Below are 20,324 nucleotides of genomic sequence, written 5' to 3'. Positions count from 1 at the left end.
CGCCACAAGTACGATCATCACGGGTAAGACGCCGCGGCAGGTCTCTCGGTGGGTGTCTCTGTCCATGGTCGTCTTTCCTTGTCGTTCCGGCAGTCTGATCCCGTTAGAGCGGACGCCGGCGTAGTGCTGCGTCGTGGAAGACCGGACTGAGCGAAGCGAGGGTAGATAAGCCGCGACCCGGGACCGAGCCGACGGGAGCGAAACGGGGTCTGTGGGCCGGAGCGGCGAGAATCGCCGCAAGGAGGGTGCGCGCGTAGCGCGCTCCTCCAGCTGCGGCTGGCGGCAAGGGGAGGGATGAAGAGCGGAGACCTTCTTGTGGGGTGCCGATGGGCACCCTTCGGCAGCCGCTGGCCGTCACCAGCCGCGTCGCCGCGTGCCCGCGCGATGGTTAGATTACAGCGGGTGTTCTGAGTTGGTCGATGATGGTAAACGTGGCCGCGCCAGGGTGCTCTTCTTGTCGGATGGTTGCGTATTGGCGGAGCCCGCAGGTCCGATAGGCGCCCAGGAACCCTGCCCGTTGCAGCAGCATGCGGGTTTGCCCTTTACCGTCGCCGCGGGGAATGTTCGCAGTAGTCAGAGCGACCCGGTCCGGAATCAGAATGGCTTCCAGACGGGCACGCCATACGCGCTTCGGCCGGATCATCACAACAGCGCCCACCTGCAGCATCCACTCCGCCGCTGTGTCACGTCGCAGAATCCCAGTCTCCGTGCGCAACTCGTGCCCGTGAACGCCGCCAACCCAACGCATCAATGTCAACGGCAGGCCGACACCAAACTCTTCCACCGGGGACACACCCGGGATTGGCCACGACCGCAAAGCGGACTCTAGCTCCGGGGAAGAGCGATGGCTGGCCTCGTTCTGAGATCTTGCGGGAACATCGGTGGCTGTCATAGTTAGTGTCCTTTCACTCGATGGTGAGCGCCGCCGCAAATGAGCAAATCAATTGCAGTACAGGCTGGCCGCTTTTCACCCGTGAAGAGGGCGTAGCTCAACGTCGCCGGGGTAGGTATTTCCTTAATCTTTCGCATCTCAGCCCCGTGTTCAGACCAATGCGGCTGGCGCTCAAGAAGGGTCCTGGATACCACGCGCGAGGGAGGAAATCATGACAGGACAGGGGCGCGCCCCGCCAAGATCGGGGACGAACGCCATGGGGCCGTCGGCGTCTGTTGCGGCGTGGCGCATGATCGCTCGTCGGCGTTGTGGGGATTCGCCGAGCAGGAGAGCCTTCAATCGCCGGTCGGATGCTTCGTCGCGCCGATCAACTCTCACCTTGCTTTGTTGGCTCGCTGGGCCGCTCATATCCTCCGTGGGCTCTACGTGATGGATTCAACCCGCTAGGACCCCACCGCGTTCCTGGCCACAGGGGTGAATTTCGTCCAATTCACAACCCATTGCCCTGCGGCGAAAGGGCCGATGCTTGGCTGGTGTTGTGGTCTCGGGCGTGAGCGCCCCCCATAGACTCGCCCCCGCTAGGGACCACGCTCCATTGCGGTTCCTAGGTGTGCTGCAGCATCTATCAGGGGATGCTGCAGCACACCGCCCCGAGCCCACATCCATAGGACAGTTGTGGCGCTGCTCGGGAATCCCCACCGGCACATTCCTCGACTTCACCCGACCGGCGAAACGAAGGCCGCATGACAATCGGCCACAGTCCTGCTCGACCGGGCTCATCCCACTCGCGCGGCACACCTCCTAGCCCCGCCAGCTCGTGTTCGCGATCACGGTTCCCGCACTGGTCGGGATCGGGCTCGCCGCGAAGCTTCGGTGAGTTCAGCCACCCAGCGGCGGACGCAATGTACTGCGCCCTGCTGTTTGCGCTGACCGTCGTCGTGACTCGCAAGACGCGTGCGAGCACCGTTACCGCGCACGCAGTTGCAGCGAGCTGCGGCGTCGAATTCTTCCAACTCACCGGGATGTCGGCGGAACTCGCCCGACATTTCCGCACTAACGCACTCGTTCTCGCGACCACGTTTCTCCGCAGAGAGTCTCGCGGTCTACACCGTCACCGGAAGCTAGTGTTTCATTCTCGACCGGGCCATTCAAGAACTATCCGCCATCCGCGCGGTAACACCCGCCGCGCCAACATCACCATCTCGGCCGCCCGGTCGCTGAACACAGCAGCCCTCGCGCCAATCGGGTGTCAAATGGCGACACATGCCAGCGTCGGGTGCAACCGACAATCTCGAGAAAGGGCGGGTCCCCGATCGTTACGTTGGGAACGGTAGCTGCGCGCCGCAGAAGACGCAGATCATGACGAACGACGGTGTGCCGTCGCAATTGTCCCGGATCTCTGGGAAAGCGTCCGAGCCCGCCCACCGGACACGGTGTGGACGAGACAACATAGCCACCGGCTGCAAGGTTCACATGATCGCTCCCCTGCGCTTCATCCTCACCCCGTCTCGACTGCAGCACTCGTCACCCATGACCCAACGCGGGGAAACACTCAGCGATGGCTGTGATGCTGCCGGGGATCCCCGGCAAACACATCCCACGCCATGAGCTCGACATGGGCTGTGGAGTGGAACTGTCGTCGACGTCGTCCACCTCGCTGTCGACGAACGCGAGGTGATAGCCGTACGCGGCAGCGGCCCGCAGCTGGTCGAGTACTGCGATGAAAAGTACTGCGTGCTGCTGTACGCGCTCATGGTCGTCGCGACGCTCCGAGTGCAGGCCCGTGCCACAGCGACGCCAACTCCGTAGCCTGAAGACCCTAACAAAAGGGGGCGGTAGCATCCTGGCTGTCGCTGGGGACCACAAGACGCCGCGATTAGCGACACTGACTCAGTGTCCTCCCGTCCTTGAAACCGCGGCAAGTGCCGATCCTCGACCATTCGACGTCATCGAGCCGCCTCGGGCCTAGTCTCACCAGGCAACTCGAAAGGCGACGTGATTCGTTCACTAGGTGTGTTTGCGTCGTCGTCCGAGGAGGAAGACGACGGTTCCTGCCAGGGCGAGGAGGAGTGCGGTCAGTCCGGGCCAGAGGACGTCGGATCCGGTGTGTGCGAGGAGACCGCCTTCTATCCCGCTCGGTTGGTGTTGCCGCCGGCTCCTGGGGTTCCCGGAGGCGTGGTGCCGGTGGCGGCGGTGAGATAGGTGTACCCGCCGGTTGCGGTAGCGTTTCCGCCGGGGTTGTTCACGGTGACGTCAACCGGCCCCGCAGCGTGTGCGGGGGTAGCGACGGTCAAGGAGGTTCCTGCGGGATTCACGGTCAGATTGGTACCGGCAGTGCCATCGAAGTCGACACTGGTGGTCCCAGTCAGGCCGGTTCCCGTGATCGTGACGTCCGTGCCACCAGCGCTGGGACCAGATCCCGGCGTCACCGCCGTCGGCGCCACCGCCACGGCCACAACGGAGACTGTGTTGTTGCCGAGGTTGGTGATGTATCCCTTGATTCCGTCCCAACGGGGACGGCATGCCGCCTGAAGCGAGAGCGGCTCGAGTCGGCTGGTCCTCCTGTCCACATGCCGGTCGGGAGGGTGAGGGTTGTAGCTACACGGGTCCGCGCCTGAGGGCAGCGCTCACTGGTTTTGCGCCATCGGGCCGCGCGCTCCCTGGGGCGCGGGGTGATACTGCCCCAACTCTCTGCCGCCGCCCAATAGCGCCACCCTGCGGCATCTAGCGTGGGCCCATGGTTGGAGTCATTGTTGTAGAACGCCACGAAATGATCGCGGCAACGCCGGAGCGTTTGTTTACTTACGTCACTGATTTTCGGCGGTGGATCGAATGGTCGCCGTGGGAAGGTCTGGACACTCAGATGATTCGGGCGTATGAGGGGGAGCCGGGAACGATCGGAGCCACATACGTGTGGGACGGCGACAAGAAAGCGGGAGCCGGTCAGATGACGATCGAAGCGCTCACGCCACTCAGCGTCAGCATCGACCTCGTGTTCACGCGGCCGTTCAAGTCCTCCAATCGAATCGATTTCATCTTCGAACCAGTCAGTGACGCGACCCGCCTGACGTGGCGGATGGAGAGTCCGAAGACCTTCTTCGCCAGGTTCTTCAATCTGGACAAACGGGTGGGGCCCGACTTCGAGAAAGGACTGAGCAGCCTGGCGACAGTCACAACGTCCGCGACGAAGTCAGACATATGACAGCGACAGGTATCGGTGGTCTGTTCTTGCGGAGCAATAACCCCGAGGTGCGAGCGGCGTGGTAGCGCGAGCATCTCGGCGTTGAGACAGGGACCGACCAGGTTGGGGAACAGGACGGTGGCAAGACCGTGTGCGCCCCCTCCTTCCAGGTTAAACTACTTCGCTTCCGATCGACGGTTCATGCTCAACCTGCGCGTCAACGATCTGGACGCTCTGCTCGTCCGGCTGGATGCCGCGGGCATCCCCGTGGGCGTCGCCCCGAGTGGGAAGATGACGGGTACGGCCGCTTCGCTCGAATCCACGACCGCGGGGACTTCCGATCGAGCTCTGAGAAACCACCAGCTAGAACCCAAGGAACCTTCAGGTGAGCAAGCGCGAGGGTCAGGCGCCGAGAAGGGGCCGCTGCCTTAGTACATCGTGCTTCACAACGCTCACGATGTTGGCGGGTCGACACAAGTGAAATGCTCGCCCCGGCGACCAGTTCAGGCGCACATCGAACACAACGCCAACGCGCTGAGGGGTCCGTTGGGATGCGGGTGAAGGCTCGGGTGATGATTTCGATTCCCGCCGACCCCTCGGGGGGGGGGGGGGGGGGGGGGTGAAACTGTCCACCTGACCCGTTTTCTTGTTTAGGTTGCGGCGGGCTCCCATCTCCCTATTGCTGACGTAAAGGTATCCAATCCGATGAAACCCACTCGAACCCGTAGCAGGCGCATTCCTGCTGGGGCTGTCCTAGCGGCCGGGATGGCAGTCTTCGCGACCGCAGTCGGCGCCCTGCCTGCGGGCGCTGCCGATCTTCCCGCTGCTGACGGCACGTTAGACGCAAGCTTCGGGAGCCATATCGGTTCGGGCACATTCGCCGATCCCAACCACAACTTCGTGACCTCGACGGCGCTGGACGGCGACGGGAACCTACTCGTGGGCGGACGATTCGGTGGGCTCAACGGTATCGCCTCACCAAAGGTCGCTCGGCTGAGTCCTCAGGGCGTAGTCGATCAAAGCTTCGGCGCCAACGTTAATAGCGGCGGGATGAATGGACAGCCCGGGCAGGTGAGACCTCTCGCCGACGGGGGGGTTATCGTTACAGGTCAGTTGCAGCAGTGGGGATCTACACCCGTCGACTATCTCGCGCGACTGAACCACGACGGAACGTTTGATTCCGGATTCAGCTCAGCTCAACTTCGCTCCGGGCGACCGTTTAACAATGTGACTTACTCAGTCGCTCAGCAATCAGACGGCGCAATCATCGTCGGCGGGAGCTTCACCAAGGCCGGGGTTGCCTCCGGTGGCCTCGCCCGGCTCAGCCCAACCGGGGCGCCAGATACCGTGTACGCGTCGAACATCGGTGCGGGACCGACCGGGATGAGCTTCCCCAGCGTGGACGATATCGCCGTCCTCCCCGACGGCAGCGCACTCGTTGGCGGACGTTTCACGGCATTTTCGGGGGTGCCCGCCGGAGCGTTTGCCAAGGTCAGTGCGCAGGGTCAGATTGATTCTACTTTTGCCACGAGACTCGGCTCTGGATTCGACGGTGAGGTTACCGTCGTCCGTCCCCTCAGCAACGGCAAGATCGCAGTTGGCGGCGATTTCACCACCTTCAACGGATCGCCAGCACCGCATTTCGCGATCCTGGATAGCGACGGCACGCTTGATGCCGCGACTATGAGCACGGTAGGCGCGGGGTTCAACGGAACGGTCGAGACGATCGCGGAGCTCCCCGACGGATCTCTCCTCGTCGGTGGTGACGCCACCTCTTATGACGGCATCACGTCGGGGCGCCTTGCGCACCTTTCACCGGCCGGTGTTCTCGACCACACATTCTCGGCGAATGCGGGCACGAACTTTAACGACACAGTCGCGTCCGTCACAGTCCAATCCATCAACGATATTTACGTAGGCGGATTCTTCTCAAACTACGGCAAGTCCGCCGCACCTCGCCTCGCGGAGATAACCGGCAACACCGTTGAGTTCCCCAAACTGCCAACAGCCGTGGGGACCGTTGGGAAACACATGTCGCTGGCAATCGCAGCGACTAACGCCAAGGGCTACCCGCTCACATACACGGCGACGGGGCTTCCCCAAGGTCTCACAATCGATCCATCAGGCGGCACCATCTCAGGCGTCCCCGCTACCGCAGGAACCGCACAGGTGAGCATCACCGCAACGGATCCGAACGGCGAGAGCGCAACCGCTCCGCTTGATTGGGTAGCTAACGAACCCACAACCGCACCGTCTCCCGACCGCACACAGCCGCCAACCCACAACCCAAGGGCAAAGAGCGGTCTGCTGGCTGATACCGGAAGCGAGTTCAGTCCGGCGCCAGTTGTCGCGGCGGTAGCACTCCTCGCTGCCGGAGTGCTACTTGGCTTTACCCACCGCAAGCACATAGGGAAAGCCTGACTACTGCATCGAAACGCCCGTGGCGAGCACGTTGTCGACGAGTGGCTGGCGCCAACCGGCTGTCGGGTCGATCCATGCTCCGCGAATCTGTTCTGTCATTGCCGCGGTTGCCTGGGCGCCGCGGTGTCACAGGCTTAGAGGAATCCAGGGAAGCATCGGGTCGAGTACGTGCCACCCCGCGCTGTTGAGTCGCATGCAGATCTCGCGTTGCACGTGTCACCAACGACGGGGCTTGCGCGGTGAACAGCCCGGGATCTCGGCTCCACAGCCGAAAACCAGCTCCGCTTGAGGACGCTGCAGGAGGTGTTCGATGTAAACGTCCGCGCCGTCGTGCAACGTGCTTCGAGCATTCGTCCCGACGATGCGCGCACGCCGGTTCGGGTGAATCAACATACGCGTCTCAAGCAATCCGCGGCGCACGAGACTGGACCTCCTAAGCAGCCCAAAGAGTGTCCCAATGGGTTGGACGAAGGCCCGGGCGATTGAGCTCGTTGGTGATGGCGTCATCTCCAAGGCCGTCGCTCTGGGCTGATCGCCGAGTTTGGCCCGTTGGCAGCGACCAGGAGCGACGGGTGCTCGATTCGGTGCCTGCCGGAAGGCTGGGCACACCACAGACGGTCGCAGCTGCCGTGGAGTCCCTACCGGCAGACAACGCAGCATTCATTATGGGACGAGTCCTAGGCGACGCTGGAGGCTCCAGCCTAGCCGTGCATTAAGAGGGGATTTCGAGAGGACACGCTTTTCTAATCCGACCAGAAGCGCCCGTGGTCCTGTCAAGCCAGCACCGAATTGGGGCGCAGACACCTCCACCCATTGCTCGTATCGATTCCTAGGGCGAACATCCCGCACCACCTCTGGACTGGCGTCCTAGGGCAAGGTCACTGTTTCGCGACCGCGAATGATCGCGCGTCCGTAGCAGTCACCTCTTTGGTGCGAGACGTCGCTGAAACAATAGGAGCCCCCCAAACAGAACAAATCCGAGGCTTACCCACACCAACCAAGTCGGGTTGGAGCTGCCGGTACGGGCAAGACTCTCCGACGTTGTACTAGCCGCAGGCGAAGACCCGTCGCCAACCGGTGTGCCTGCAGAAGGCGTTGATGTCGGCGCAGAAGGCGTTGGTGTGGGTGTTGGCGTAGAAGCCGCGGTCCAGTGCGCGTACAGAGTCGTGTCCGCTGTCACCTCCGTATCGAAGTCCCACGCAGAGCCGCCGGTGGCCGCTGAGAACCAGCCATCGAACGTGAACTTCGGCTTTGTGGGATCGGCCGGCTTCGTCGCCCTCTGCCCAGCATTGAGGTTTTCCTGGGCCACTTGGCTGCCACCGACCGTTTGGAATGTAACGGTCACAGGAGCACCCAAAAACGTGAATGCGCCGGCCGCCGTCGCATTTCCCCCGGGGTTATCCACCACAACGCTCACCGTCCCAGCGGCGTGAGGTGGCGTCGTAACCGTCAGAGACGTCCCCGACGGGTTCACTTGCAGGTTCACCCCCGAAACACCGCCGAAGCCCACACCGGTTGTCCCCTGCAACGCTGCGCCGGTGATCGTAACCGATGTCCCGCCCGCAACTGGACCAGACGTCGGAGAGATACCCGCGATGGTCGCCGGTGTCCCCTCTACGGCTACGACAGCGACCAGGTTTGAGCCGCTGTCAGCAACATATGCTTTTGACCCGTCGGGGGTGAAGGCCAGCGAACGTGATCGGAAGCCAGAGTAGTTGGAAACCGGACCGGTGACCGTGTTCGTCGCAACGCTGACGACCGTCGGGCTCGCGGCGTTGTTGCCGACGTACGCTTTTGTCCCGTCGGGGGTGAACGCTACTTTGAAAGTATCGGTCGTGCCAGGAATCATGCTCGCTTGCGTATCGGTTGCGACATCCACTACGGATACACCGTTGGCTCCCGCTACATACGCCTTCAACCCATCGGGCGCGAACGCGACACCCCGTGCAGCGCCACCTGTGTAGCTGGCGATGACACTGGTTTGCGTATCCGTGGCTGTGTCGATCACCGACACCGAGTTGCTGTCCTCGTTTGCTACATACGCCTTCGCCCCGTTCGGAGAGAACGCCACCTGTCGTGGATGGTCCCCGGTGTAGCCAGCGACGACTCCGGTCTGCATGTCAGTGGCCGTGTCGATCACCGACACCGTATCGCCGGCGGTGCTAGCAACGTATGCCTTCGAACCATCCGGGGAAAAGGCGACCCCGTTCCACGAGGCGAAGCCAGTGAATCCCTGAACGGTACCGGTCAGGGTGTTCGTCGCAACATCCATCACCGCCAAGGAGTTGAACCCGTACGAAAGGTAAGCCTTCGACCCGTCCGGGGAGAATCCAATCCCCTCTGGAGCCGGGATAGAACCTGGAACCGTTGTGATCTGCGAGTCGGTTCCAGTATCCACGACCGAGACCGAGTTGTTGTCCTCGTTGAGTACATAGGCTTTGGACCCGTCCGGAGTAATCGCGACCTGGACCGGTCCCTGACCGGTATACCCAGACACTAGGCCCGACTGCGTGTCTCCCGTCGAAGCGCCCGCTCCCGACTGAGGTAGAAGAGCCACGGCGAGGGCAATTCCTGCGCCAATCACGACAGCGCGCTTAGATACTGACACGGACAACTCCTGACGGTTTCTGAATCAATCTGTGGCCAGCAATACACACAGGCGTTACTGAACTCGAAACAAAAGCATCCCAGCCAAGAATCGATATAACTAGGCCCCAGAGCGCGTCCTCCCGTCTTTCACCCCTGCATTAACCAAGCGCTGGCCAACCGCTGCCGGCCGAGCGTCATCGCAGCAACATAAGGCGTCGAAGCCATCGGTCGAGAGTCCTTCGAACCTCGAGCGGTTGAGGTCACCTCGGAACCTGATGAAGCCGCTCTCACATCGTCATCCAGCCCATCCGGACCGCCTCATGAATGACCGTTCATAGGACGGCGTAGAGGTTGACGGGACGCCGCTCTGCAGATCAACCAAAGCCCACGCGGTGTCACCACCGGCCCCTGTCCCACGACGCACCAAGGACCAAATTGGCGGCACACCGCGCAACACCGCGAGTGGTGGACGCGGAGGTCGCTGCTCGAACCACGTAGCTGCGGTGGTCGTCGGCTGGGATCGCAGAACGCGAGCGCGTCACGACTTCGAGAGTGTCTCGACACTCAATAGGCGCTCGACCTAGTTGTCGACTTTCAGGTCGCCAACTGTAATCTGCTGGATCTTGTCGCTACGGCAGGCGGCCATAGATGAGACGGAAAGATTCGCTGGCTCGATGTCGGCGGCGGCAAACACGCGGAGCCCTTCCGCTTCTGTCGCGTCACACGTGTCCGGGTACGCTGCTGCGTCCTCAACAAGAATGTCGAACACACCGATTCGGGTGGGCCCGAGTACGACGTCACCCGCCGTTCCTTCGGGAGTTGACGGCGCACCGATAGGGGCCCCTTGCTTATCTGCAAATTCGACCGTTGGCTCTGCAGGGAGCGCACACGCCTTTGCCGCCTTGTTCTCGACCGCAACTCTGATGGTGGTCTTGTGCATACCTTCATGCTTGGTGGACTCTTGGCTGACGACTAGCTGATTGTTTCGACACGAAGAGGTGCCGCTCGGGCTGGCAGCATGCACAGCGTTGGAGCATGCCGCCAACGCGAGGGCAGCCGCTGAGACAGTAACGAGTAGGGCGATTCGTCTTGCGATGGTTCTTGTCATTTCCTAAACGTGCGAATATCTCGTCGGTCACGTTCTGGTTGCCGCGACGAAGCGTCGAAGATCACCCCGATGAACACCGTGCGACAGAATTCGTGAGGCATTAAGCGGCAAGTGAGCTCGCGCGACGGTGACTCTGCTTTCCGGTAGCTCGGATGGCCCCGTCCAAGTGCGGCCACTCGACTGATGCTCGTGTTTGGGGCTTGTCAGAGTTGAAGGGCGATCAATAGTTTCCCTCGCCGACATGACCATATGCCTCGGACCCATCTAGCCGGTTCGGGTATAGGGCATGGCTGGGAGGGGTCATTACTACTTGTCCTTATCCGCATCTAGCCTCCCAACTCCGACTGGAGCGTTCGTATGACTGCGCTTCACCTAGAGGTTTTCACCAGCGCGCTCGATGATGCTCCCGCCGGTGAGCGACGGGTAGCTCGCGAGGTGATCGCGGGTGAAGTAGGCGACCTTTTGTGGTTGGGAGACCGATCTGTCCATCAACTGACGTTGATTGCTTGCCGTAGGCGTGTTGGCACTGACAGCGGCATCGCCTACTCGGAGCGGTGGTGTCACGTTGTAGCATCCGTGATGCCACCGCTCTACAATCGATCAGCATCCTTGAGTCCTTATTCTCGCCCTCGAGTACCTCACCGACTCCGAGTGCCCTTCCGCCCCGGCAATGTGATCACATCCAGACGATCCCCCCTGCGTCCGAGGTTGGGTTCCTCTTCACTGAAGGCAACTTCGGAGAGTACACGTTTCGCCAGCAGAGCTGGGATTGGTGTCTGATTTGATCCCTTCTTGATCCGAAACAGCAAGCCTCATACCGGTCGAGCATTCTTCGCTCTAAGCAACGTCATCTCCACTCAACAACGCAAGGCCAAATGTGCGCCAACCCGAGTAGGTCCTCGCAGTCCAAGAGTGGCAGTGAGTTCCGGCTGCCCATATGCTCAGCGGCGACAATGGAGGCCGAGACAACCGGCCGCTACGCGTGGCTCAGTTCACGACCAACAACCACTCACTAGCTACCTACCCACCACCCCATCGAAACCCGGAACGCCAACCGCCCGAGCTAGACGCCCACTCCCACAAACAGGGTGGAGCTTAGCGTTTCTCTGGGATGTGCCCTGGTTAGGGGGTGCTGTGAGTGCATGCGAGGACGTATCCATCGCGGACGGAGATTAGGTCGACGTTGATCGAGATGCGAAAGTTCGCGAGGACATCGAACAGCGCCGCGATTGCACTAGAACGAGACGCGTCGGCTGATAGGGCCACTTCCTCGGTGGCGTCCGGATCGAGCATGCTCCTGCCATATACCGACAGGGACCAAGATTGTATGACGTCGCTTACATAAATCCGCTTTGCCTGGATGAGGGTCACGGCCTGAAGCTGACGATCCGTGAGGTCGGCGAGCTCCAAGAACATCCGGTTGGGATAGGCGGCGGCTCTACCCGGCATTTGTTTCTCCCTGTCTTGAATGCGGTGGGCGCTTTCTTTGCGGCCGGCACTTTCGTTCCTGGGACCAGGTTCCTCTCATCTTGGCGGCGCGATAGTCGCTCTCCGATCGGCGACACGTAGATCACCCCGATGCGCGCCGAGGGGACTCCCCAAACAGCCGTCGGCCCGGACATCTTCCTCGTTCTCGCGATGAGGTAATTTTGAGTGTGACGGCCAGATGGCTGGGACTTCCGTTGCGTATTTCCAGAGCCCGTCCGAGTTGCCTGACAGCTTCGACCCTTTCGGTTCTGTCTTTGATGTCGTCTTAACGGCGATCACTACCAGGAAGGCCCAGCCGCCTTCGACCAGCATGCGGCTCTCGGCCACGCTCTACGCGATCAACGCCGCCAGCAACAGGGCCAGAAAGAGTCGCCACGCTGGAGGTGCAACCGTTGAGCGGTGGGCTGTCGCGAATCGCCACGTTCGCATTACCATTGTCGACACCAACAAGACGAACAGCGCGGCAGCCGGGATACGCGTCCCTGTTGGGGTGTGGCCAAAGCCGTGCGCCATCGATACGGTTGCACTGGCGCCGATGTGGGCGCACCGACAGAGGGGATCGCAATGACCGCGTCCGTGTTCTTCAGCTTTCACTACGACCGCGACAACTGGCGGGTCCAGCAGATCAAGAATCTGGGCATCGTCGAGGGACAGCCGGTTCTCGAGGGCCAGGACTGGGAGGAAGTCAAGCGAGGCGGCCAGGAAGGCATCAAGAAGTGGATCGGCAGCCAGATGGCCGGCAAGAAAGCCGTGGTCGTGCTCGCCGGGGCGAAGACCGCCGAGCGACCGTGGGTGCAGTACGAGATCCGCAAGGCGTGGCAGGATAAGATCCCCTTGGTCGGAATCAGGATCCACGGCATGAAAGGCTCCGACGGACAGACCGACACATTCGGCGCCGATCCGTTCGCCCAGATCCCGACCCAAGGCGGAGGCACCCTCGCCAACTACCTCACGCTGTACAACCCGTCCGGGTCGACCAGCACGGACGTGTTCGCCAGCATCTCGAGCAATATCGAGTCATGGGTGAACAGCGCGTACAAGCGCTCATGACCGACCTAGCCTCAACGGACTGCCCGTTCTGCGAGATCGTCGGCAGAGAGGATCCGGACGCCCGCGAGATCTACCGTGACGCCGAAACGATTGCGTTCTTCCCCACTGAGCCAGCTGTGCTTGGCCACACGATGGTGATCCCGCGACGGCACGTCGCGGACATCTGGGACATCGACCGCGATCTCGCCGAGCGTGTGACAGACACGACGCTCCTGATCGCAGACGCAATCAGGGACGCGCTCGACTCAGACGGGCTTAACGTCATCCAATCGAACGGGCACGCAGCGAGTCAGAGCGTGATGCACCTGCACGTGCACGTGGTACCTCGATGGGAGAACGATCGGATCGGCCGGATCTGGCCGCCCGAGAGCGACTTCAGCGAGAATCAGAAGGACGATGCCTGGACCCGGCTGCGAGCTGCTGTCAGCGGTTCCGAACCGCGATGATCCAGACCAAGAGCGCCACTCCGCCGAGGAGGATCACCCCGTAGTAGCCCAATACGGTCCAGGAGCGGGCGACGCGCCACCATTTCAGGTTCTTGGTCCGGTTCTTGCCGAGTTTCTTGCAGTAGGTGTGGGCGTCCATGTCGAAGACGTCCGCCAGTCCGTAGACGGCACCCTTGTAGAGCTCTCGGAACTTGCGCTCCTCCCGGAGGTACCGGAAGTCGAGGACGCCGAAGACGACGACCGCACCAAGACCGAGCAAAGTGATCGCGTACGACTGCTTGCTTGCCGCGAAGCCGAACGCGGCGACCGCCACCGTCAGAGCCCACCCCTTGGCGACCGCGGCCGCGGACGCCATGCGCGTGATCACCGCCTGGATGAAGTCCAGATGCTTCCGGCGATCCTCAGCGCTCGGGCCAGCCGTCGGCGCGGCGGCGCGCTTGCCCCACACTCGCGTCAGCTCGCCAGCTCGTGCTGCTCGAGCAGCAGGTGAACCGCCTCGCGCACGAGCTCGCTCTCCTTCTTGCCCGTCTGTTCGATGAGCTGATCGAACGCAGCGCGGTCGGCCTCCGCGATCCGTCCGCGGACCGTCGGAGACGCACCCTTGGGCGTCGACTCGAGGCGGGGCCGGCCAGCGGTGCGCAGCGCGGCGTCGAGGGCTTCCTGCGAGCCATACTCGCTCAACATAAACTTGCGGCCGGCAGCCTCCGCCACACGGCCACCGAGAACGTTATGCGGCGCCGGCAGCTCAGTGTCGGGATCGGTGAGCCGGGCAGCAAGCGCCTCGTACTCCGCGTCGGTCACCTTCTCAAGCATTCTGATTCTCCTCCCTGTACCGCCGGAACTTCGGACCTGACTCCATCGAACACGACTGACAGCCGCAAAGGAACACTCATTGACAAACACACCAAAGACAATGAAGGAAGCACAGCGATGACGGTCCTGCTTGTGGCGGAGAAACCAGCCGCCCCCGGAACATGGCCCGCACCCTCGGCGGCGCAATGACCGGCCCCCTCCAAGGCACACCCTACGAGATCGTCGCGCTGCGCGGCCACCTCTACGAATACGCCGAACCACGCGAGCAGGTCGCGCCGAACCTCGCCACTACCGGACCCTCCTCAGCAGCTCCAACGCAAGACCGGGTGAAGTTGGCCTATTCCGCAACATTGGTGGAGAGAGAAGACCGCGCCAATGTTTGACTGTGATGCGTTCCGGGTGCGGACACAAAATCCCCCACGATTGCTCCTCACCCGGAGCACTATCTCCATGGCGGTTCCTGGGTGTGCTGCAGCACCTATCGGGGGATGCTGCAGCACACTCGCCCATCACCGGCCGCGCGCGATCAATATTCACGATGGGTCGCGCGGGACGGGTGAAACCCCGATCTTGTGAGCAACACGATCGAGGGCCCGCAATCAGCGCCGTACGATAGCGGGGTTATGTCCGCTCCCGACTCACGCGCCCTGCCGTCACGACCGTCGCTAGTCAAGCCATGGTTGGCTACCGGAGCGACAGCAGCGGTTGCCGCGCTGGCATGGGTGGGGGGCGAACTACTGAGTTGACTCCTGATCGCCCACCTCGCCACGGTACCTAAGAACGATGTCTACACCAGCGTGCCGGACCCGTTTTCGATCGCCAGCGCTGGTGGGGGAGAGATCCTCATCACCGTGTTCTCGTCCCTTGCGGTCGCCACCGACGCGGGCGGTGCCTGTCTCGCCGGTCGCAGTTCCAGGGACTCGACATCTGTGCGCATCGTCGCGACGGTATGTGTGAGCGTCGCCCTAACCGGCATGATTGCGATTGGGGTAGCACGTGTATGAGCAGCAATCGCCCTAGCACCCGACGGATTCATCGCGGCCGGAACCGTCGACATCCTGCGAGACATACCTGTAGCCAGCCAAGCAGCCATCGTCGCAGGTTGGATCCCCGGCTTAACGACCTGGCTAACCACACGACGGCAGCCTCGAGCTACGACTGCTCCGCTTCGATGTGGGTTCGTAGTCGGCCTGCTTGTGGCAGTTTTCGTAGTAGCAGCGGGCATCTCCGGATATGTAAACGCCCCCGCCCGCAGCACCCTCCTACCCACGAATCCACCGACGTGTGTGATCGAGCCGCGCGGTACCGGTTGAGTTGTAAGAGGGTTCACGCTTGGGTGAAGTCTCTCAGATACGGAAACCTGATCTGTCTACTCGAAGCGGTGGTGGCGCACCCTGAGAACCAACGTGCAGCGACTGCGCGTGCGAAAGGGGAGCAACGATGCAATCGCACAAGGTACTGATGGGGGCTGTGATTGTGGGCCTGTTGGTTGGTGCGGGGACACAGGCCGCGATGGCTGCGGTGAGTAGCGGAAGTCGTCTGCAGTTCACAGCAGCGGGAGTGAGCTATTACGGGCAGTCGTTCGTTGACAACAGCAATAAACGCGCTGGAGGTCTTACGGCCACCTCAAGCGGAGTAAACGCGCCTGCCGGTCAAATTGGAGCTGAGGGCCGCCTCTATCACAGCATCTACCTCTGCGTAACAGGCCCGATGACCTACAACGCCAGCCCAGCTTCTGGGCACCTGGACTTCTAGGAAGGAAGATCATGAACAAGAAGATCTCAGTGACGGTTGCCGCCGCGGCCGTCGTGGTGTCGGCAAGCGTAGGCTTTATCGCCACACAAGCATTGGCAGACACCGCACCATCTGACCCCCAACCGACGCATGCCCCGTACAAGCACAACCAAGCCGGAGAGAGCTACGGCTCTGACGTCGGCATCCGATCGCTGAGTGAAGAGCCAACTCTGATTGCCGCGATCGGGGTGCATGGCAAGCATGGGTATGTGCGCTCGAACGAACTCAACCTTCCTTCTCCCAAGAGTCCGGAAGACGCGGTGCGGCAGATGAAAAATCAGTCGGCTCGCTCGATCGACGTCTACGAGGCTGACAGCAAAACGGTAATCGATACCTTCCTCATCGGCGCACCCGACGGAGCATCTGTCGTCAGCAAATAGCCGCAACTCCCGCTCGTCTTGAGTAGGTGAAGAGTGATCGGCACCCGGCCGCAGAGCGGCCGGGCCAATAGGGTGAGACTCCCCGGAGGGGCAACGTGTGTGATCGTGCCGAGCGGCACCGGTTGAAGGGCAGGGAGGTCTCATCGCCGTCAGCACACTAGGGGCACGGCGCATCATCTTCGCCGTTGCGGTTCCCGTGGTAGCCGGGCTGGGGTTAGCTGCGCACTACCGCGGTTTCGGTGACCTCAGCCATATCATCTCCGACGCCGCCTACACCGCCCTCATCTACTGCGTGGTCGCGATCATCGCACCACGGTTACACCCATTGATCGTCGCAGCCGTAGCGGTGCTGGCCAGTTGCGCGGTCGAGCTGTTCCAGCTGACCGGCATTCCTCGCGCCCTGGCCGAAACCACCCCGGCGATCGGGTTGGTTCTGGGTGTCGAGTTTCAAGCGGAGAACCTCGCCACCTACGTGTGTGCGGGGGTCCTTCTTCTGATCTTGGACTGGGGCACCATCCAGACCCGCCACAGCCGCACCGATCCAACGAGCTGACGCGTCTGATTCAGCCAGCGTTGAGCGTCGTGGTGGTGCCGGGGACCCGCACGGGCACGTCCCACGCGGTGAGCTCGACATTGTCGGGGGCATGGTTCGCGCGTGCGTCATTGATATCGATCGCGCGAATGACGGCGTCGACGGTGGCCGCGTTGGTGCCGGTCATGGCGACCTGCATCCGCTCGAGGTCGTGTCGGGCTTGATCGATATGTTCGCACAGGTGTTCCTGCTCGGCCAGGGCGGTTCGGACTCCGTGCGTGTAGAGGGCGAGACCCGCGTCGGTGAGCCGGTTCAGGCGCACGGGGCGGGTGGGGATGGCGAGCTCGTTGCCGCCGAATCCGGCCGGTGCAGGATGAAACGGCAACCGGTCATCGCTGGCGGCGGCTTCCTCGTCGACGAAGGCGAGGTGGTAGTTGTACGCGGCCGCGGCACGGAGCTGGTCGAGTACGGCGTAGAGGTGCGCGAACGTCTCCCGGGTGGCGTTGGTGCCGGCAGTGATGATCTCGACCGGGGTGTAGCGGGGCATCGGTTCCTCCTGTACCTTCAGCGAACAGTAGCTGGCCGCGATGCTTCGCTGGTCTCTACTGGCACGAATCGCACTGCAGATCATCCATCGGGTCGACGGGGATCTCGTAGCCTGCGACGTTCTCGGTGCTGGCGGTCGAAGTTGTGGTGCTGCCGTGCATGAGGTACTCCTTCTGATCGGGTGTTGAACCTGCCGTGCTTAGTTCTGGGCAGTTGCTTGATACGAGCTCCGACAGATGATGCTCCGTCAAGCAGCTGCCAGCGTGGGGGAGCGCGAGGGCACACCCTCGCGGCCGGCCGGTAGCCGACCCCCGCGATGCGGGTTGCCGCGGCCCGGGCTACCGACCGGATTGATCCGCAGCCCGGCCGGTGGCCTAGTTGGTGGCGGACGCGGGTGTCGGTGATGGTGAGCATGAGAGTTTCCTCCAAGAGATGACGGATGCGGGTTACTCGGCTTCGCCGGTCGTGTCGGCGGGGGTGATCGCGTTGGCGATTTGGTGGGCAGCGGCGAGGACGCGTGCGGCGGTTTCGCGGACGAGGGCGGCGTCTCCGTCTGCCCAGCCGGCGATGTAGCCGACGCTGTAGCTGGAGGTGTCGAATCCGAGGAGTCCGGCGACGATGTAGGCGACGGATTCGGCTTCGGTTTCCATGCGGCCGCGGTGCTGGGCGTACTCGGCGAGGTCGTCGACGTGGCCGAGCTGGATGTGCGCGGCTTCGTGAATGAGGGTCTTCGCGGCCTGCTCGGTGGCGAGCTGGTCGTGCAGGACGACGGCGCGCGTGTCGGGGCGGGTGACCCCGTTCGCGGCGGGCAGGTGCTCCCGGGTGACGGTCCACCCGTCCGCCTGCAGGTGGGCGGTGAGCGGGTCGAGCACGCCGTGATCGTCGGCGCCGGTGAGGGCGGTGACGGGGTCCAGGATCTCGGCCCCGTCGATCGGGTCAGTCTGGCCGATGTCGAACACGGACAGGAGCGGGAACCGGGGCACCCGGCGTTCGGTCTCCTCGCCGGTCTCGGTGTTCTCCTCGGTGAGCTTCTTGGTGGAGTAGCCGAAGATCTTGATGCTCTTCTCGCCCTTGCGGACCTGGCGGCCCTTGGCCTGCCACTGCCGGAACCCGGCGACCGCGGATGCGTCCGGGCGCTGCGAGAGGATCAGGAGCAGGTTGTTCAGGCTGTACGCGTGGAACGACCGGGTGAAGTCGAGGAAGCGCCGCCACTGGGCCGAATCGGTGAGCGCAGCCACCTGGTCGACCAGTGTTGCGTGCAGCGCTTCCGCGTCGGCTTTGCGCTGTTCCGGTGTCCGCTTCGTGAACCCAACCATTGTGTGTCTCCCTCTCCCTCGTTCTTTTGCCGTGAAGGCACGAATGTGCCGTTCAGGGAGAGCGGCCCAGCCGCAAGAGGACCGTGGAATACCGCAACTGAGGGAGCGCAGCGAGTGAGGGAGGATATGCCGCGAAAGCCTCTTGCGGCTGGGCAGGCCGACCGTAGAATGCCGCAGGCTTCACGGCAAAAGAACTTCGTGTGCGAGCGCAGCGAGCTCGACTGTCGGCGCTCCGTCGACGGCGCCGCCCGCAGGGTACCCGGGAGGGCGGGGCTTCCCTCACGTGCGGCCAAAGGCCGACCACGGCGACAGTCACGACCAGGGCCATAGTCATGGTGACGCCGCACGGGTGCAGAGGTGGCCGGTCGCTTATTTGGGGGCCAGCGACCGGCCACGATGAGCGGCCAGGGTTTGCATCCGCTGGTACTCAACCCCAGCGTCCCACCCCCACGGGGCGGCTGCAACACATACATCCCACGCATTCGAGCGAGAGGGCAGCGACCGATGGATCGCCGCCAACCGTGCGATGGGTTAGGTGGTGGCGGGAGTTCTGAGTTGATCGATGATGGACGCGGCCACTACCGTTAGAGTTGATCTTCGTAGATTCAGTTTCATGAGACTCCAGAGTGTTGATCTTCAGCCGGTGGTCGGCGCCCGGGGCCGCCAAGTGGAACCCATGCCATCCCTACATGGAAGACGTACGTATATAACGGGAGCCCAGCGTCCACCGAAAGATCGACATGACTAGTTCCTCAGTACCAGAGGTGGGGATGGTGGCCCCTCTGCGTCATCTCGTCTCCCGGGCGAGACGCGTGTGTTTTCATCACCGCCAGGGGCTCCGATTAGCGGTTTAGAATTTTCGCGACGGCGTCGCCTTCGGGTGAGAGGTGGAGGGTGTTCCATAGCCGTGTGGAGGACAGTTTGGTGAATACATCGAGGTCGCTCCCGCAGGGGTTCGCTCCCAGAGATACGATCCCGACCTGCATGCCGTCGTAGAGGAGCGGCCCGCCGCTGTCTCCGTGGCAGATTCCCACTCCCGGGATTCCTCCAGCGCAGAGCACACCATCGGCGGTATCACCTTGGGGCCCGCCGGCTGGCTGCCCGTCAGTGCATTCGGTGCTGAGATGGAAGGGGAGCCCGGCCTTCATCAGATGTGCTGAGCGTTGACGCGGCTGTTCATCGAACGTTGGGGACGTCTGTCCCCAACCCAAGGCGATGCCCAATTGTCCCGCGGGAGGAGTCGAATCGTCTTCGGGAGGGAGCGGCTCGGGCAGCACTGTGGTGACCGGACTGTCGAGAAGTAGGAACGCCAGATCGTCGTGGGCTGCAGGGAAGTCAAAGAGTGGGTGCCGGACGATGCTTGCAACTCCTCGTTGGATGCCTTGGACCGGATCGGTTAGGTCCGTTACCCCGACGCGTACCTGATGGGCCAGTTCTGGGACGATCCGTTGACCGCCAACGCAATGGGCAGCGGTCATGATGACCGATGGTGCGACGAGGGTTCCGCCGCAGACGTGGTGACCTTTGTCGTCCTGTATCGACGCCATGAAAGGGTAGGCGCCTGCGGCCGCTGGCGTCCCGCCAACAATGTTGTATGCAGGTCCGGATTGTGAAGAAGGAGAGACCACGGAAGCTGATGCCGCCGAGGGGGCGGCAGCCAAAGCTACGGCAAGGATCAAGGCCGAAGAGCCTCCGGCTAGAACGGCACGTTTCCGGCTGCTCATCCGGCGAACGCGGGGATGGGGCAACGTCCAATTAATATTCATAG

At 62.5% G+C, this 20,324-nt stretch carries 19 protein-coding genes; 8 read left to right on the top strand and 11 right to left on the bottom strand.

All coding sequences use genetic code 11. The features are described 5' to 3' along the window. Positions 1–388: 388 nt before the first annotated feature. Positions 389–892 (bottom strand): hypothetical protein, encoded by a 504-nt coding sequence (locus ACIRCZ_RS18935; protein WP_402856015.1) that lies wholly within the window; start codon positions 890–892, stop codon positions 389–391. 743 nt (positions 893–1,635) lie between these two features. Between ACIRCZ_RS18935 and ACIRCZ_RS18930 the strand changes: the two genes are divergently transcribed. Then, positions 1,636–2,226 (top strand): DUF2809 domain-containing protein, encoded by a 591-nt coding sequence (locus ACIRCZ_RS18930; protein WP_402856012.1) that lies wholly within the window; start codon positions 1,636–1,638, stop codon positions 2,224–2,226. Between the two features lie 792 nt (positions 2,227–3,018). Here the strand turns inward: ACIRCZ_RS18930 and ACIRCZ_RS18925 are convergent. After that, the gene (locus ACIRCZ_RS18925; RefSeq protein WP_402856067.1) at positions 3,019–3,321 is read right to left on the bottom strand and encodes an IPT/TIG domain-containing protein; all 303 of its coding nucleotides are present in this window, start codon (positions 3,319–3,321) and stop codon (positions 3,019–3,021) included. Positions 3,322–3,629: 308 nt separating this feature from the next. Between ACIRCZ_RS18925 and ACIRCZ_RS18920 the strand changes: the two genes are divergently transcribed. Both ACIRCZ_RS18920 and ACIRCZ_RS18915 read left to right on the top strand, forming a co-directional pair. Beyond that, positions 3,630–4,094 carry an SRPBCC family protein gene (locus tag ACIRCZ_RS18920; protein WP_402856010.1) on the top strand — a complete coding sequence of 155 codons (465 nt, stop codon included), beginning with the start codon at positions 3,630–3,632 and terminating at the stop codon, positions 4,092–4,094. Between the two features lie 744 nt (positions 4,095–4,838). Further along, entirely contained in the window at positions 4,839–6,494 is a 1,656-nt protein-coding gene (locus ACIRCZ_RS18915; protein WP_402856007.1) for a putative Ig domain-containing protein, read from the top strand. 919 nt (positions 6,495–7,413) lie between these two features. On the opposite strand, the gene ACIRCZ_RS18910 is transcribed toward ACIRCZ_RS18915, so the two are convergent. The 3 genes from ACIRCZ_RS18910 to ACIRCZ_RS18900 all read right to left on the bottom strand — a co-directional run bounded on the left by ACIRCZ_RS18910 (position 7,414) and on the right by ACIRCZ_RS18900 (position 11,640). Beyond that, on the bottom strand, positions 7,414–9,102 hold the full coding sequence (locus ACIRCZ_RS18910) for an InlB B-repeat-containing protein (protein WP_402856004.1): 1,689 nt from the start codon (positions 9,100–9,102) through the stop codon (positions 7,414–7,416). A gap of 561 nt (positions 9,103–9,663) precedes the next feature. Then, positions 9,664–10,191, bottom strand: a complete 528-nt coding sequence (locus ACIRCZ_RS18905; protein ID WP_402856002.1) for a DUF4232 domain-containing protein — start codon at positions 10,189–10,191, stop codon at positions 9,664–9,666. A gap of 1,122 nt (positions 10,192–11,313) precedes the next feature. After that, positions 11,314–11,640, bottom strand: coding sequence for a hypothetical protein (locus ACIRCZ_RS18900; protein WP_402856000.1), 327 nt, complete (start codon positions 11,638–11,640; stop codon positions 11,314–11,316). A 603-nt stretch (positions 11,641–12,243) separates the two neighbouring features. Between ACIRCZ_RS18900 and ACIRCZ_RS18895 the strand changes: the two genes are divergently transcribed. Beyond that, on the top strand, positions 12,244–12,729 hold the full coding sequence (locus ACIRCZ_RS18895) for a TIR domain-containing protein (RefSeq protein WP_402855997.1): 486 nt from the start codon (positions 12,244–12,246) through the stop codon (positions 12,727–12,729). Next, positions 12,726–13,175 carry an HIT family protein gene (locus tag ACIRCZ_RS18890; RefSeq protein ID WP_402855995.1) on the top strand — a complete coding sequence of 150 codons (450 nt, stop codon included), beginning with the start codon at positions 12,726–12,728 and terminating at the stop codon, positions 13,173–13,175. The genes ACIRCZ_RS18895 and ACIRCZ_RS18890 overlap by 4 nt, the downstream gene beginning before the upstream one ends. On the opposite strand, the gene ACIRCZ_RS18885 is transcribed toward ACIRCZ_RS18890, so the two are convergent. After that, a complete protein-coding gene (locus ACIRCZ_RS18885) occupies positions 13,153–13,623 on the bottom strand; it encodes a hypothetical protein (RefSeq protein WP_402855992.1) in 471 nt (156 codons plus the stop codon). The genes ACIRCZ_RS18890 and ACIRCZ_RS18885 overlap by 23 nt on opposite strands. A 5-nt stretch (positions 13,624–13,628) precedes the next feature. Continuing rightward, positions 13,629–13,976 carry a hypothetical protein gene (locus ACIRCZ_RS18880; RefSeq protein WP_402855989.1) on the bottom strand — a complete coding sequence of 116 codons (348 nt, stop codon included), beginning with the start codon at positions 13,974–13,976 and terminating at the stop codon, positions 13,629–13,631. Positions 13,977–14,149: 173 nt separating this feature from the next. On the opposite strand from ACIRCZ_RS18880, the gene ACIRCZ_RS18875 reads away from it, so the two are divergent. From ACIRCZ_RS18875 to ACIRCZ_RS18865, 3 genes are all read left to right on the top strand, one after another. After that, a complete protein-coding gene (locus ACIRCZ_RS18875) occupies positions 14,150–14,371 on the top strand; it encodes a hypothetical protein (RefSeq protein ID WP_402855986.1) in 222 nt (73 codons plus the stop codon). A 1,383-nt stretch (positions 14,372–15,754) separates the two neighbouring features. Then, the gene (locus ACIRCZ_RS18870) at positions 15,755–16,162 is read left to right on the top strand and encodes a hypothetical protein (protein ID WP_402855983.1); all 408 of its coding nucleotides are present in this window, start codon (positions 15,755–15,757) and stop codon (positions 16,160–16,162) included. Positions 16,163–16,358: 196 nt separating this feature from the next. Next, complete coding sequence (locus ACIRCZ_RS18865; protein WP_402855980.1) at positions 16,359–16,715, top strand: DUF2809 domain-containing protein; 357 nt, start codon at positions 16,359–16,361, stop codon at positions 16,713–16,715. A gap of 10 nt (positions 16,716–16,725) precedes the next feature. Here ACIRCZ_RS18865 and ACIRCZ_RS18860 read toward each other — a convergent pair whose 3' ends face one another. The 4 genes from ACIRCZ_RS18860 to ACIRCZ_RS18845 form a co-directional block, all read right to left on the bottom strand. Continuing rightward, positions 16,726–17,241 carry a hypothetical protein gene (locus tag ACIRCZ_RS18860; RefSeq protein ID WP_402855977.1) on the bottom strand — a complete coding sequence of 172 codons (516 nt, stop codon included), beginning with the start codon at positions 17,239–17,241 and terminating at the stop codon, positions 16,726–16,728. A gap of 55 nt (positions 17,242–17,296) precedes the next feature. Then, positions 17,297–17,401 carry a ribonucleotide-diphosphate reductase subunit beta gene (locus ACIRCZ_RS18855; RefSeq protein ID WP_402855974.1) on the bottom strand — a complete coding sequence of 35 codons (105 nt, stop codon included), beginning with the start codon at positions 17,399–17,401 and terminating at the stop codon, positions 17,297–17,299. Positions 17,402–17,686: 285 nt separating this feature from the next. After that, positions 17,687–18,556 (bottom strand): ArdC-like ssDNA-binding domain-containing protein, encoded by an 870-nt coding sequence (locus ACIRCZ_RS18850; protein WP_402855971.1) that lies wholly within the window; start codon positions 18,554–18,556, stop codon positions 17,687–17,689. Between the two features lie 842 nt (positions 18,557–19,398). Beyond that, complete coding sequence (locus tag ACIRCZ_RS18845) at positions 19,399–20,280, bottom strand: S1 family peptidase (RefSeq protein ID WP_402855968.1); 882 nt, start codon at positions 20,278–20,280, stop codon at positions 19,399–19,401. Positions 20,281–20,324 lie beyond the last annotated feature (44 nt).

Source organism: Leifsonia sp. NPDC102414 (assembly GCF_044765685.1).
GTDB lineage: Bacteria > Actinomycetota > Actinomycetes > Actinomycetales > Microbacteriaceae > Leifsonia.
This window is presented reverse-complemented; position numbering and strand designations above follow the sequence as displayed.

Excerpts from the sequence above, each read along its gene's own strand:
- ACIRCZ_RS18935 (WP_402856015.1), bottom strand. The coding sequence starts at position 892 with ATGACAGCCACCGATGTTCCCGCAAGATCTCAGAACGAGGCCAGCCAT.
- ACIRCZ_RS18930 (WP_402856012.1), top strand. The coding sequence starts at position 1,636 with ATGACAATCGGCCACAGTCCTGCTCGACCGGGCTCATCCCACTCGCGC.
- ACIRCZ_RS18920 (WP_402856010.1), top strand. The coding sequence starts at position 3,630 with ATGGTTGGAGTCATTGTTGTAGAACGCCACGAAATGATCGCGGCAACG.
- ACIRCZ_RS18915 (WP_402856007.1), top strand. The coding sequence starts at position 4,839 with ATGGCAGTCTTCGCGACCGCAGTCGGCGCCCTGCCTGCGGGCGCTGCC.
- ACIRCZ_RS18905 (WP_402856002.1), bottom strand. The coding sequence starts at position 10,191 with ATGACAAGAACCATCGCAAGACGAATCGCCCTACTCGTTACTGTCTCA.
- ACIRCZ_RS18900 (WP_402856000.1), bottom strand. The coding sequence starts at position 11,640 with ATGCCGGGTAGAGCCGCCGCCTATCCCAACCGGATGTTCTTGGAGCTC.
- ACIRCZ_RS18895 (WP_402855997.1), top strand. The coding sequence starts at position 12,244 with ATGACCGCGTCCGTGTTCTTCAGCTTTCACTACGACCGCGACAACTGG.
- ACIRCZ_RS18890 (WP_402855995.1), top strand. The coding sequence starts at position 12,726 with ATGACCGACCTAGCCTCAACGGACTGCCCGTTCTGCGAGATCGTCGGC.
- ACIRCZ_RS18875 (WP_402855986.1), top strand. The coding sequence starts at position 14,150 with ATGGCCCGCACCCTCGGCGGCGCAATGACCGGCCCCCTCCAAGGCACA.
- ACIRCZ_RS18870 (WP_402855983.1), top strand. The coding sequence starts at position 15,755 with ATGAACAAGAAGATCTCAGTGACGGTTGCCGCCGCGGCCGTCGTGGTG.
- ACIRCZ_RS18860 (WP_402855977.1), bottom strand. The coding sequence starts at position 17,241 with ATGCCCCGCTACACCCCGGTCGAGATCATCACTGCCGGCACCAACGCC.
- ACIRCZ_RS18855 (WP_402855974.1), bottom strand. The coding sequence starts at position 17,401 with ATGCACGGCAGCACCACAACTTCGACCGCCAGCACCGAGAACGTCGCA.
- ACIRCZ_RS18850 (WP_402855971.1), bottom strand. The coding sequence starts at position 18,556 with ATGGTTGGGTTCACGAAGCGGACACCGGAACAGCGCAAAGCCGACGCG.
- ACIRCZ_RS18845 (WP_402855968.1), bottom strand. The coding sequence starts at position 20,280 with ATGAGCAGCCGGAAACGTGCCGTTCTAGCCGGAGGCTCTTCGGCCTTG.